Here is a 13,332-nt window from a genome sequence, read left to right as displayed (position 1 = left end):
AATGAGTAGACAATTTATGATTATAGATAATATTCCTGTAGAGATAAATGGTGAAAAAAATATTCTTGAATTAATTAGAAAAGCTGGTATTGATTTACCTACATTTTGCTATCATTCAGAGCTTTCAGTTTATGGTGCATGTCGTATGTGCATGGTTGAAGATAAACGTGGACGTATGCAAGCTTCATGTTCTACTCCTCCTCAAGCTGGTATGGAAATATATACGAATACTCCAAGGCTTAGAAAATACAGAAAAAATATTCTTGAACTGTTACTTGCAAATCACTGTAGAGATTGTACAACTTGTGAAAAAAGTGAGCATTGTAAATTACAAGATTTAGCAAAGCGTTTTAAAATAAAGAAGGTAAGATTTAAAAATACTTCTGTAAATAAAAAAATTGATAATTCATCATTATGCATTGTGAGAAATAGAAGTAAATGTATCTTATGCGGTGACTGTGTAAGAGTATGTGAAGAAGTACAAAATGTTGGTGCTATTGATTTTGTTAAAAGAGGTTCTAATATGACTGTAACTACTGCATTTGATGAACCTATAGCAAATTCAAATTGTGTTGGCTGCGGTCAATGTGCGGCAGTATGTCCTACTGGTGCTATTGTAGTAAAGGATGATACGGCTAAACTATGGGAAGCACTCAGTGACAAGAATACAAAAGTTATAGCTCAAATTGCTCCTGCTGTAAGAGTTGGTCTTAATGAGGAATTGGGAGAAGAAAACGGTAAAAATGAAATGGGCAAAATAGTAGCTGCGCTTAAAAGAATGGGATTTGATGAGGTTTTTGATACTTCCACTGCAGCAGATCTTACAGTTTTGGAGGAATCATCAGAATTTGCTTCAAGACTTGAGAAAAATGAGAAACTACCGTTGTTTACATCCTGTTGTCATGCATGGATAAATTATGTAGAAAAAACTCATCCAGAATTAATGCAAAATGTATCTACATGTAAGTCACCTATGGAAATGTTCGGATCTGTGCTTAAAGAATACTATAAAGATTCTGATAAAAAAATTGTAGTTGTAGCAATTATGCCTTGCACAGCTAAAAAATATGAAGCAAAACGTGAAGAGTTTTCAAGAAATGGAGTACCTGATGTAGATCACGTAATAACTACACAAGAGCTTATTAGTATGATAAGACAAGCAGGAATTGTATTTTCTGAACTAGAACCTGAAGCAGTTGATATGCCATTTGATCTTAGCAGTGGAGCTGGTGTTATATTTGGAGTAACAGGTGGAGTAACAGAGGCTGTTATACGTAAGGTTTTAGCTGATGAACCAAATGCTGTATTACGTTCTATTGCTTTTAATGGTGTGAGAGGTATGGAAGGTACTAAGGAAACTAGCATTACTGTTGGTGATCGTGAAATAAAAATAGCAATAGTAAGTGGACTTAGAAATGCAGAAGATCTTATACAAAAAATACAATCTGGTGAATCAAAATATGATTTCGTTGAAGTTATGGCATGTCCAGGTGGATGTATTTCTGGTGGCGGACAACCATTTGAAAAACTTGAAGGAAAGCTAAAACGTAGTGCTGGAATATATCAATCAGATAAAATGAGCACTATAAAACGTACAGCTGACAATCCGCTTATGAAATCACTGTATTCAGGATTGTTAAAAGGTAAAACTCACGAACTATTACATGTAAACCGTAAATAGAATAGATAATAGCTCACAAGTTTAAAAATAAAAGGGACTCTCCATGGGCTAAAAAAGGGAGAATCCCTTTTTTAGTTTAAAATATTATTTTTAATAAAATCACATAAAATCTAAAACATAGAGATTTATTCAATGTTTTAATTAAATAAATTCCAAGTTTTTATTCACTTTTCAATTTGATCCTGTAAAAGTAAGTGAAAAAGACGAGATAAAAAAGATTATGACTTCAACTAAAATTGGAAGGCTTCAGGACAATTTTATAGAGGAAATGATGTGTGAAGGTGGGTGTATTGGAGGACCGGCTACTATGATTTCTTCCATGAAAGCTAGAGGACAATAGATTAAATTTAGTAAGCAATCCGATAAGAAATCCGTACTTTCTAATGAAAATCTTGAAAAGGTTAAAGATGTAGATTTTGAAGGATAAACCCTATATTCATATGTTTAAGTGAAATTTAATAAATTATATAAAAAATTGTGGTAAGATTTAAGGTATATAACAAAATGAATTGAACATAATGAATATTAATTACATTAAATTAGGTGGTATGGATTGAAAAGATTAAAAAGAACTTTAAAAAAATATAAATCTTATATAGTGCTAGCAATTATATTATTTATATTAATTGCAGTTGCATACGAATATTACAATAAATACATGTATATATTTAGAGATCCAAATAAAATAAAGAATTGGATTATGTCCTATGGCAAATATGGGATAGTAGTATTTTTATTTGTTCAATTTTTGCAGGTAGTTGCCTTTTTTATACCAGGGGAGATTGTCCAAATTGCAGGGGGATATATATATGGAACATTGATTGGAAGTATCATATCAATCTTAGGCATAACTTTTGGCAGCATAGCAGCCTATAGTATATCTAGAATTTATGGAAAGCCGCTTGTGAATAAAATAATATCTGGCAAGGATTTAAAATTTTTTCATAAGGTGTTGAATTTAGGTAGCATAAACTTTATAGTATTTTTACTATATTTAATTCCAGGAATACCTAAGGACGTTCTGGCTTATATATGTGGAATATCAAACATTAGGTTTAAGCATTTTATACTTTATTCAACTTTAGGAAGGTTGCCTGGAGTAATTATTTCAGCTTATTTTGGCTCAAAAATATATACTGGGAATAAAATAGTTCTTATATTAATAGGAATCACAATGACACTTTTATTTATAATAGGCGTGCTAAAAGGAGAAAAAATAATAGTTAAGATAACAAAAAATAAAACTTCTCAAGGCGATAAAGAATTTTAGTTGGATTGTTTATCGCTTTTTTTAATAAACTTTAAATAGTTTGTATATATAAACCTAATTGGAAGATAATAATAGGTATGGTTTTACATATGAAAAGTTTATATATTAAGATATATATGAAATTTATAGTAATAAAGCGAAATAGCTATCTAATTAAAGAATAATTAAGATTTTTACTGTAAAATAGGCTAATAGCTGGTAAATTTAAATTTGAAAATATAGATATTATTCATTATTATAATAATTGTATTAGCACTCACAATTAATGAGTGCTAACAATAAGAGCTAAAAATTAATTTTAAATACATTTAAATATTTTTAAGGAGGGGTTTAGATGAAAATTAGACCACTTGGAGACAGAGTTGTAATTAAAAAATTAGAAGCTGAGGAAACTACAAAGAGCGGTATTGTTTTACCAGGAAGTGCTAAAGAGAAACCACAAGAAGCACAAGTTGTGGCAGTAGGAATTGGCGGAACAGTAGACGGAAAAGAAGTTAAAATGGAAGTAAAAGTAGGAGATAAGGTATTATTCTCCAAATATGCTGGAAATGAAGTAAAAATAGATGCACAAGAGTACACTATTTTAAAACAGGATGACATATTAGCTATAATTGAGTAGTTAATTAATTCAAAGAGAAAAATAAGTATTTATATAACGGTTAATTGTAAGGAGGGTTTTTTATGGCAAAGAGTATTTTATTCGGTGAAGATGCAAGAAAATCAATGCAAGAAGGCGTAAATAAACTGGCAAATGCAGTAAAAGTTACACTTGGACCTAAGGGAAGAAATGTAGTACTTGATAAGAAATTTGGTTCACCACTTATTACAAATGACGGTGTTACAATAGCAAAGGAAATAGAATTAGAAGATCCATATGAAAATATGGGAGCACAACTTGTAAAAGAAGTTGCTACAAAGACAAACGATGTAGCTGGCGATGGAACAACTACAGCTACTTTACTTGCTCAAGCAATAATAAGAGAAGGATTAAAAAATGTTACAGCTGGAGCAAATCCAATGCTTATAAGACAAGGCATAAAGATAGCTGTAGATAAGGCTGTAGAAGAAATAAAGAAAATTTCAACAACTGTAAAAGGAAAAGAAGATATAGCAAGAATTGCAGCTATATCAGCTTCTGATGAAGAAATAGGTAAATTAATAGCTGATGCCATGGAAAGAGTAGGTAATGAAGGTGTCATAACTGTTGAAGAATCAAAAACTATGGGAACTGAGTTAGATGTAGTTGAAGGTATGCAGTTTGACAGAGGTTATTTAAGTCCATATATGGTTACTGATTCAGAAAAAATGGAAGCTGCAATAGAAGATCCATATATCTTAATAACAGACAAGAAGATATCAAATATTCAAGATATATTACCACTACTTGAGAAAATAGTTCAACAAGGAAAGAAGTTACTTATAATAGCTGAAGATGTAGAAGGAGAAGCACTTGCTACTTTAGTTGTAAATAAGTTAAGAGGAACATTTACTTGTGTAGCAGTAAAAGCACCTGGATTTGGTGATAGAAGAAAAGAAATGCTTCAGGATATAGCAATACTTACTGGAGGGCAGGTAATATCAGAAGAATTAGGAAGAGATTTAAAAGAAGCTAAATTAGAAGATTTAGGAAGAGCTGAATCTGTAAAGATAGATAAAGAAAATACTACTATAGTAAATGGACGAGGAGATAAAAAAGCTATAGCAGATAGAGTATCTCAGATTAAGGTTCAAATAGAGGAAACTACTTCAGATTTCGATAGAGAAAAACTTCAAGAAAGACTTGCAAAACTTGCAGGTGGAGTAGCTGTAGTAAAAGTTGGAGCAGCAACTGAAACTGAATTAAAAGAGAAAAAATTGAGAATAGAAGATGCTTTAGCAGCTACAAAAGCAGGTGTTGAGGAAGGTATGGTACCAGGAGGCGGAACTGCTTATATAAATGCAATTCCAGAAGTTGAAAAATTAACTTCAGATATACCAGATGTAAAAGTTGGTATAGACATAATAAGAAAAGCATTAGAAGAACCAATTAGACAGATAGCAAACAATGCTGGTGTTGAAGGTTCAGTAATAATTGAAAAAGTTAGAAATAGTGAAGTAGGCGTTGGATATGATGCATTGAAAGGTGAATATGTAAATATGGTAGAAAAGGGTATTGTAGACCCAACTAAGGTTACAAGATCAGCACTTCAAAATGCAGCATCCGTATCAGCTACATTCTTAACTACAGAAGCAGCAGTTGCAGATATTCCAGAAAAAGCACCTGCAGGTCCAGCAGCAGGAGCACCAGGAATGGGCGGAATGGAAGGAATGTACTAATCTAAAAGCAAATATAAATGAAAAATTGAACCCTAGCATTATGTAAATGCGGGGTTTAATTTTTATCCGATGACTATCTGCTCTAATACTCCCACTTTTCCAAGTTGGAGTCAAACTCCATCTGATGCTAAGAACTCTGTTTATATTAAGTAGCATAATAGAAAGTTTTTTAAATGCATGTATATATAGGGTACCTAAAGGGGAATCTATAATATAATTTAGGATTATTTTAAGTATATGAGGAATTTTTCATTGACAAAAAGAAAAAAATTGAATAAAATAGTGTAAATAGTTATTAAAATAGATAGAAATTAATTAAAATTTGTAAAAAGTGAATATCTTTTATCCAGCTCATATATACCCTCAATAAGGCAGGGAGTATCTACCGGAAGCCGTAAATTTCTGACTATGAGCGGAATTATTATGGTACAAGTCATACTAATTTCGCATGTATGTGAATTTAATATGGCTTTTTTATTAAATTATATTAAAAACAATTAGTTAATAACATATTATTATAATTTAGGAGTGATTTTAATTGGCAAAAATTTTAAAAGAAGCGTATACTTTCGATGATGTACTTTTAGTACCAAACAAATCAGAGGTTTTACCTAGGGAAGTTTCTCTAGCTACTAATCTAACTAAGACTATAAAATTAAACATACCTCTTATGAGTGCAGGAATGGATACCGTCACTGATTCAAAAATGGCTATTGCCATGGCAAGAGAAGGCGGCATAGGTATAATACACAAGAACATGACTATAGAAGAACAGGCTATGGAAGTGGATAAGGTAAAAAGACAGGAAAATGGAGTAATAACAGATCCATTCTACCTTTCACCAGATAACAGTATAAATGATGCTCTTAGCCTTATGAGCAAATATAGGATATCTGGAGTACCTATAACTGTAGATGGAAAATTGGTTGGTATAATTACTAATAGAGATATAGTATTTGAAACAAATTATAATAAAAAGATTTCTGAGGTTATGACAAAAGAAAAACTAATAACAGCATCAGAAGATACTACTATAGAAGAAGCTAAAGAAATATTAAAAACAAGTAAAATAGAAAAGTTACCATTAGTGGATAAGGATAATAATTTAAGAGGACTTATAACCATAAAAGATATAGAAAAAGTAAAGAGATTCCCAAATAGCGCTAAGGATTCGAGGGGAAGGCTTTTATGCGGTGCTTCTGTAGGAGTTACAAAAGATATGATGGATAGAGTAAATGCCCTTGTGAAAGTTGGAGTTGATGTTTTAAATGTTGATACAGCTCATGGACATTCTAAAGGAGTTTTAGATGCAGTAAAAACTATAAAAGAAAGCTATCCAGAAATACAAATTATTGCAGGAAATATTGCAACAGCAGAAGCTGCTAGAGATTTAATTGAGGCTGGTGCAGACGCAATTAAAGTAGGTATTGGACCTGGATCCATATGTACTACTAGAGTAATATCAGGAGTAGGAGTTCCACAGCTTACTGCAGTAATGGATTGTGTAGAGGAAGCTAATAAATATGGTATACCAGCTATTGCAGATGGAGGAATAAAATATTCAGGAGATATAGTAAAGGCACTAGCTGCTGGAGCAAAAGTAGTTATGATGGGATCAATGTTTGCAGGATGTGAAGAAGCACCAGGTGAAACTGAAATATATAAGGGAAGAAGTTATAAAGTTTACAGAGGAATGGGATCTCTAAGTGCTATGGCTTGTGGTAGTAAAGATAGATATTTTCAGGAAGGAAATAAAAAATTAGTTCCAGAAGGTGTAGAAGGCAGGGTTCCTTATAAAGGATCTGTAGCAGATACTGTATTCCAGCTTTTAGGAGGAATACGTTCAGGAATGGGATATTTAGGATCACCTACTTTAAAGGATTTGTATGAAAAGGCTACTTTTGTAGTTCAATCTTCAGCAGGACTTAGAGAAAGTCACCCACATGACATATCCATGACTAAAGAAGCTCCAAATTACAGTGTTAGACAATAAAAATTATGGCCTAAGAAAAATTTTTATAATATAATTGTATAGTAGTATTTAATATACAATGATTTTCTATAATTGGTTAGGAGGAAGTTCATGGAAAAGGAAATAGTTATTGTAGTTGATTTCGGCGGACAATATAATCAACTCATAGCAAGAAGAGTTAGGGAAAATAATGTATACTGCGAAATACTTCCCTATACTTGTTCTATAGATAAGATAAAGGAAAAAAAACCTAATGGAATAATATTTACAGGAGGACCAAATAGTGTATATGGTGAAAACGCTCCTAAAATAAGTGAAGATATATTTAAATTAGGAGTACCTATATTAGGTATATGCTATGGACATCAACTTATATGCAATATATTAGGTGGAGAAGTTAAAAGCGCAAAAGTAAGGGAATATGGAAAAACAAAGATAGAACTTGATACAGATAATGCTTTATTTTCTAATATAGATAAAAACCAAACCTCATGGATGAGTCATACAGATGTTGTATCAGAACCTCCAAAAGGATTTAAAGTAATAGCAAAGACTAAGGGATGTCCTGTTGCAGCTATAGAGAATAGTGATAAAAAAATATATGGAGTTCAGTTCCATCCTGAAGTTGAGCATACACCTTTTGGAAAAGAAATGATGTCTAACTTCTTGTTTAAAGTATGCAACTTAAAGGGAGATTGGTCTATGGCTTCCTTTGCAGATGAAAAGATAAAATTAATAAAAGAGAAAGTAGGAAATAAGAAGGTAATATGTGCTATGTCCGGTGGAGTTGATTCCTCTGTAGCAGCAGTGCTTGTACATAAAGCTGTAGGAAAGCAGCTTACCTGTATATTTGTAGATCATGGTCTTTTGAGAAAAGACGAAGGTGATCAGGTAGAACATGTATTTAAAAAGCAATTTGACATGAACCTTATAAGAGTAAATGCCAAAGATAGATTTTTAGGAAAATTAGAAGGTGTATCAGATCCTGAAAAGAAGAGAAAGATAATAGGGGAAGAGTTTATAAGGGTATTTGAAGAAGAAGCTAAAAAACTAGGAGATATAAGTTTCTTAGTTCAGGGCACTATATACCCGGATGTAGTTGAGAGCGGTCTTGGAACCTCTGCAACTATAAAGAGCCATCATAACGTAGGTGGACTTCCAGAAGACATGGATTTTAAGCTTATAGAACCACTTAGAGAATTGTTTAAAGATGAAGTTAGAGCTGTGGGAGAAAAACTTGGAATACCTCATAAATTGGTCTGGAGACAGCCTTTTCCAGGACCTGGTCTTGCTATAAGAGTTTTAGGAGAAATTACTGAAGAAAAGCTTGCAATAACAAGAGAGGCAGATGCTATATTTAGAACAGAAATAGCTATTGCAGGACTAGATGAAAAGATATGGCAGTATTTTGCTTGCCTTCCTAATATACGTTCTGTTGGAGTAATGGGGGACGAAAGAACTTATTGTTATACAGTTGCACTGAGGGCTGTAGTATCTAGTGATGCTATGACTTCCGATTGGGCAAGAATACCTTATGATGTTTTAGATAAAGTAAGCAGAAGAATAGTTAATGAAGTTAAAGGGGTAAACAGAATCGTATACGACATAACTTCAAAACCACCTTCTACAATAGAGTGGGAATAAAATAAAAGATAGATATATTTAAATTTAATATTAGTAAAAATGGAGTGCTGTAGAAATACTTTTTAAGTAGTTCTGCAGCGCTCTATTTTTGTATATATGAAAAAATTTACCTAGAAAAGTCAACCAAATTGAGTATTAATAAGGCATATTAGTAATTGATAGAATTAAATTTTTATAATATACTGAAAATATATGATTATTTAAATTACGACAGAATAAACAATTATAACTTAAATTAGGCCACAAATTTACAAATATTTTATAATTGGGGTAGGAAGGAAGGGATTTATTATGATTTCCATAAACATACTGGAACAGTTAAAAGCTATATTAGAATTGCAATTAGATATGATACCTGGTGGAGTGTTATATCTAATTATTGAAGGAGACACATTTACATGGAGAAAAGCATCAAAACAATTTAATTTGGATATGTTTAAGGTTGGTGATAAATTAAATTCAAACAGTGTAGTAAGTAGAGCAATGAAAGAAAATAGAACATTGACAGAAAATATTCCCAGATATCTTTATGGGGTAAGATTAAAGACAATTGCAGAACCCTTAGTTGATGAAAATGGGAAAGTTGTTGGAGCACTTTCAATTGTATTTCCAAGGCTTCACCCTGTAGCAAAATCCTTTAATAATTTTGCACCTGTTTTATCCGAAATGTTTCCAGAAGGAGCTTTTATCTATTTGACTGATTTATATAAAGTAATGTATAGACAAGCATCAAAACAGTTTGATATTCCTACTGTAGTTGTAGGATATAAATTAATAGAAGGTGACATTGCAAAAGAGGTTATAGATAAGAAAAAGCAAGTTACACTAGAATTTGACAGTTCAAAGTATGGAATCCCTACTTTAGTTACATGTTTACCATTGTTCGATGAAGAAAATTCAAATGAAATTGTGGCCACATTAGGAATAATGATTCCAAAAAAAGTTGCAGGTGATCTAAGAGATATGTCTGCTAATCTTGAAAGTGGTATTTCTGGAATTGCTTCTGCAATTGAACAGTTATCAATATCTGCAACAAACATACACTCAAATGAAATGGATCTTAATAATGGTATTAAGGAAGTAATAAATTTGTCCGAAGAAATTAACAAAGTATCAGTGTTTATAAAAAATATTGCTGATGAAACAAATATGCTTGGCTTGAATGCTGCCATAGAGTCAGCTAGAGCAGGAGAAAACGGAAAAGGCTTTGAAGTTGTTGCACAGCAAATAAGAAAATTATCTAAACAATCAAAAGATACAGTTCCACAAATTAAGAAATTAACGGATAGCATCAAACAGAAAGTTGATGAAACTCGTGAAAAAAGCCAGGGTTCTTTATCAGAAAGTCAAGAACAAGCTTCTGCTACAGAAGAGATTACGGCGAGTATACAAGAATTGACTTCTATGTCAGCAGAATTAAATAAAATTGCACATAAATTGTAAAGGACATTATATTATAAACAGAGTTCTTGGCATCAGATGGAGTTTTGACTTCAGCTGATGCTTAGAAATCGTTATCCAGGGACGTAGCTGCTCTCAACGTACACTTGGAGAAGTGGGAATGTTAGAGCAGGTAGTCATCGGATAAAAATGTATTTAAGAGTGTATCATAACAGTATATGGTTGTGATACACTTTTAATATGTAATATATTAATACTTAACTTTCGCAGTTTAAAAACTTTGCGAAGCAAAGCTTTTAAAAATAACAAAGTTCAAATAACAAAGAACAGATAAAGATGATTTCCATCGTACCTCAGGAAATCTATAATTTTAATATTTTCTGACGTTAGGAAGAAAATTATCCTTATTTGATATTTGAACTTTGTTCTTTAAGAAAATTGTTTCGCAATATTTTTATATTAAGTCAAAATTTTATATGTGCGAAAGTTGAGTTAAGGAATAGTGTATTAGAAAAATTAATATATATTAAGAGATAAAAAGTAAAAATAAAAGGCAAATTTATTAATTTTTTAAGGTTTTTAGTATAAACTATTTTATAGATACACAATTATGGAGGTAAGATATGTTTAAAGGATGTTTAAACTTGGATTTGAGTAAATGTGAGAATTATTTAAAAAATTATGAGATAGAAGCCTTGGAACCTTTTATAAATCAGGCTCATGAAATGTTGCATAAGAAAACAGGAATAGGCGGTGAATTTACAGGATGGATTGGTTTACCTCTAAATTATGATAGAGAAGAGTTTGAGAGAATAAAAAAATGTGCGAAAAAAATTAGAGACAATTCTGATGTCCTTGTAGTTGTAGGAATAGGAGGGTCTTACCTGGGATCTAGAGCAGCTATAGAAATGTTAAGTCATACTTTCTATAATAATTTGCCTAGAGAAAAAAGAGGTGGTCCTGCAATATATTATCTGGGAAATAATATGAGTTCAACTTATATGGCAGACTTTATGGAAGTTATAGAGGGAAAAGATATATCTGTTGATGTAATATCCAAATCAGGTACCACAACAGAACCTGCCATAGCATTTAGAATGCTTAGAGAATTACTTGAAAATAAATATGGCCATGAGGGAGCAAAGGAAAGAATATTTGCTACAACGGATAAGAAAAAAGGTGCACTAAAATCTGTGGCAGATATGGAAGGATATGAAACCTTTGTAATTCCAGATGATGTTGGAGGAAGATTTTCTGTACTCACAGCAGTAGGGATGCTTCCAATAGCTGTAGCCGGCATTAATATAGATCAATTAATGCAAGGTGCTGCAGATGCAGTTATTGCCTATGGAAATTCAAAGTTAGATAAAAATGATGCCTATAAATATGCAGCAGTGAGAAATATTTTACAGAGAAAGGGTAAATCTATAGAAATATTAGCTAATTTTGAACCATGTTTGCATTATTTTGGAGAATGGTGGAAACAACTGTATGGAGAGAGTGAAGGAAAAGATAATAGAGGAATATTTCCAGCAGCAGTAGATTTTTCAACAGATCTTCATTCTATGGGACAATATATACAAGACGGATTTAGAAGTTTAATTGAAACCTTTATAAATGTTGAGAAGCCAAGAAAAGAGGTTACAATAAAGTTAGATGAAGGAAACCTTGATGGATTAAATTTTATTGCAGGAAAAACTATGAACTTTGTAAACCAACAAGCCTTTAGAGGTGCAGTTTTAGCCCATAGTGATGGAAATGTACCTTGTATAGTATTAAATGTACCTGAATTGACAGCGTATTATTTTGGACATATGGTGTATTTCTTTGAAAAGTCATGTGCTGTAAGCGGCTATCTTATGGGAATAAACCCTTTTGATCAACCTGGTGTTGAAAAATATAAGAAAAATATGTTTGCACTCCTTGGAAAACCTGGTTATGAAAATATGAAATTAGAACTTGAAAAACAGATATAGAGTTTTTAAGCAAAAATCAACTTATACTTCGGATATTTTTTGCAACCTTAAGCTCGTTAAACATTTTGATAAGGCTAAGCAAAAAATTTAAAAGAGCTTCATTATTGTAAAAATATGACTGAGTGTAAGTTGATTTTTAAGTTAGAAAAACTATAAAGCAGCTTTCAAATGAGAAATTCTAGAAATATTTTTATAAATTATCTGTTAAATGTGTAAATATAATATATAATAGGAAGTGTTGTAATATATTTTATAGGTGTAGGGGGAAGTTATTTGAAAAAGTATTTTATAAAAAGATTTGTAATATTTACACTTATATTTTTTGTGTTATATTTTATTAACCTGCAGGATAAAAATTTAGGATCAGTTTTTAAAATTATTGGCATTTCTTTATTGTCAGGTGGGTGTCTTGGAGGACTTATGCTTTTGCTAAAGATTACCTTCGGAAAGATGGGACAAAAAAGAAATCAATAGTAAAGGAGAAAATACGTAAAATTATACGTTGTGGATTAGATGAAAATATTAGTAGATGCAGATGCCTGTCCTGGAAAGTCTATAATAGAAAATGTTGCTAGAGAAAACAATGTGGAAGTTATAATGTACTGCGATATAAATCATGTTTTAAGCAGCAATTATAGTACTATTAAGTACGTGGATGGTGGATTTCAAAGTGTAGATATGGTTCTTATAAATAAAGTTGAAAGTGGAGATATAGTTATAAGTCAGGATTATGGGGTAGCAGCTATGACTTTAGGTAAAAAAGCTTATGCTATAAATCCTAAAGGGTACATATATGATGACAATAATATGGATCAACTTCTTTTTGAAAGACATATATCTTCAAAAATAAGAAGGTCAGGGGGAAAAACTTTCAGCCCTAAGAAAAGGACAAAACAAGATGATGAGAGACTTGAAAAAAATTTACTTAAATTAATATCCAGGTATAAGGCATTTTCAAAGAAATAACTAGTCAGTATGCTAGCCTATTTTTTATCAGACTGCGTCGGTAGAACCCTTAGATAGGATTCACTATCTGCGGAACCTGCCTCCTTGTCAGATAAAAAATATCCTT

10 protein-coding genes, 1 pseudogene and 1 riboswitch are annotated in these 13,332 nt (G+C 31.7%); all 11 genes and pseudogenes read left to right on the top strand.

The features are described from left to right. Position 1: 1 nt before the first annotated feature. The 11 genes and pseudogenes from B5S50_RS07990 (at position 2) to B5S50_RS07940 (ending at position 13,226) form a co-directional block, all read left to right on the top strand. On the top strand, positions 2 to 1,681 hold the full coding sequence (locus tag B5S50_RS07990; RefSeq protein WP_217303533.1) for a [FeFe] hydrogenase, group A: 1,680 nt from the start codon (positions 2 to 4) through the stop codon (positions 1,679 to 1,681). Positions 1,682 to 1,808: 127 nt separating this feature from the next. Further along, positions 1,809 to 2,108 (top strand): annotated as a pseudogene (locus B5S50_RS07985) ([Fe-Fe] hydrogenase large subunit C-terminal domain-containing protein); the annotation flags it as partial. Between the two features lie 126 nt (positions 2,109 to 2,234). Further along, positions 2,235 to 2,951: a TVP38/TMEM64 family protein gene (locus B5S50_RS07980; protein WP_217303532.1), complete on the top strand. Its 717-nt coding sequence runs from the start codon at positions 2,235 to 2,237 to the stop codon at positions 2,949 to 2,951. Positions 2,952 to 3,285: 334 nt separating this feature from the next. Then, positions 3,286 to 3,570, top strand: a complete 285-nt coding sequence (gene groES, locus B5S50_RS07975) for a co-chaperone GroES (protein WP_217303531.1) — start codon at positions 3,286 to 3,288, stop codon at positions 3,568 to 3,570. A gap of 62 nt (positions 3,571 to 3,632) precedes the next feature. Continuing rightward, positions 3,633 to 5,267 (top strand): chaperonin GroEL, encoded by a 1,635-nt coding sequence (groL, locus tag B5S50_RS07970; RefSeq protein ID WP_217303530.1) that lies wholly within the window; start codon positions 3,633 to 3,635, stop codon positions 5,265 to 5,267. A gap of 331 nt (positions 5,268 to 5,598) precedes the next feature. Continuing rightward, positions 5,599 to 5,696, top strand: a riboswitch (purine riboswitch). A 109-nt stretch (positions 5,697 to 5,805) separates the two neighbouring features. Further along, on the top strand, positions 5,806 to 7,260 hold the full coding sequence (gene guaB / locus B5S50_RS07965; RefSeq protein WP_217303529.1) for an IMP dehydrogenase: 1,455 nt from the start codon (positions 5,806 to 5,808) through the stop codon (positions 7,258 to 7,260). Between the two features lie 90 nt (positions 7,261 to 7,350). Continuing rightward, the gene (guaA, locus tag B5S50_RS07960) at positions 7,351 to 8,883 is read left to right on the top strand and encodes a glutamine-hydrolyzing GMP synthase (RefSeq protein WP_217303528.1); all 1,533 of its coding nucleotides are present in this window, start codon (positions 7,351 to 7,353) and stop codon (positions 8,881 to 8,883) included. A 291-nt stretch (positions 8,884 to 9,174) separates the two neighbouring features. Further along, positions 9,175 to 10,326 carry a methyl-accepting chemotaxis protein gene (locus B5S50_RS07955; protein WP_065079699.1) on the top strand — a complete coding sequence of 384 codons (1,152 nt, stop codon included), beginning with the start codon at positions 9,175 to 9,177 and terminating at the stop codon, positions 10,324 to 10,326. A gap of 581 nt (positions 10,327 to 10,907) precedes the next feature. Beyond that, complete coding sequence (locus B5S50_RS07950; RefSeq protein ID WP_217303527.1) at positions 10,908 to 12,260, top strand: glucose-6-phosphate isomerase; 1,353 nt, start codon at positions 10,908 to 10,910, stop codon at positions 12,258 to 12,260. 273 nt (positions 12,261 to 12,533) lie between these two features. Continuing rightward, a complete protein-coding gene (locus B5S50_RS07945; protein WP_013240314.1) occupies positions 12,534 to 12,734 on the top strand; it encodes a hypothetical protein in 201 nt (66 codons plus the stop codon). A gap of 39 nt (positions 12,735 to 12,773) precedes the next feature. Beyond that, positions 12,774 to 13,226 (top strand): YaiI/YqxD family protein, encoded by a 453-nt coding sequence (locus B5S50_RS07940; RefSeq protein ID WP_217303526.1) that lies wholly within the window; start codon positions 12,774 to 12,776, stop codon positions 13,224 to 13,226. The last annotated feature ends 106 nt before the right edge of the window (positions 13,227 to 13,332 follow it).

It is taken from the genome of Clostridium sp. 001, assembly GCF_019056555.1.
Lineage (GTDB): Bacteria > Bacillota > Clostridia > Clostridiales > Clostridiaceae > Clostridium_B > Clostridium_B ragsdalei.
Note: the sequence above shows the minus strand (reverse complement) of the source record. Positions and strands in the feature narration are given on the sequence as shown.

Excerpts from the sequence above, each read along its gene's own strand:
- B5S50_RS07990 (WP_217303533.1), top strand. The coding sequence starts at position 2 with ATGAGTAGACAATTTATGATTATAGATAATATTCCTGTAGAGATAAAT.
- groES (WP_217303531.1), top strand. The coding sequence starts at position 3,286 with ATGAAAATTAGACCACTTGGAGACAGAGTTGTAATTAAAAAATTAGAA.
- groL (WP_217303530.1), top strand. The coding sequence starts at position 3,633 with ATGGCAAAGAGTATTTTATTCGGTGAAGATGCAAGAAAATCAATGCAA.
- guaA (WP_217303528.1), top strand. The coding sequence starts at position 7,351 with ATGGAAAAGGAAATAGTTATTGTAGTTGATTTCGGCGGACAATATAAT.
- B5S50_RS07955 (WP_065079699.1), top strand. The coding sequence starts at position 9,175 with ATGATTTCCATAAACATACTGGAACAGTTAAAAGCTATATTAGAATTG.
- B5S50_RS07950 (WP_217303527.1), top strand. The coding sequence starts at position 10,908 with ATGTTTAAAGGATGTTTAAACTTGGATTTGAGTAAATGTGAGAATTAT.
- B5S50_RS07940 (WP_217303526.1), top strand. The coding sequence starts at position 12,774 with ATGAAAATATTAGTAGATGCAGATGCCTGTCCTGGAAAGTCTATAATA.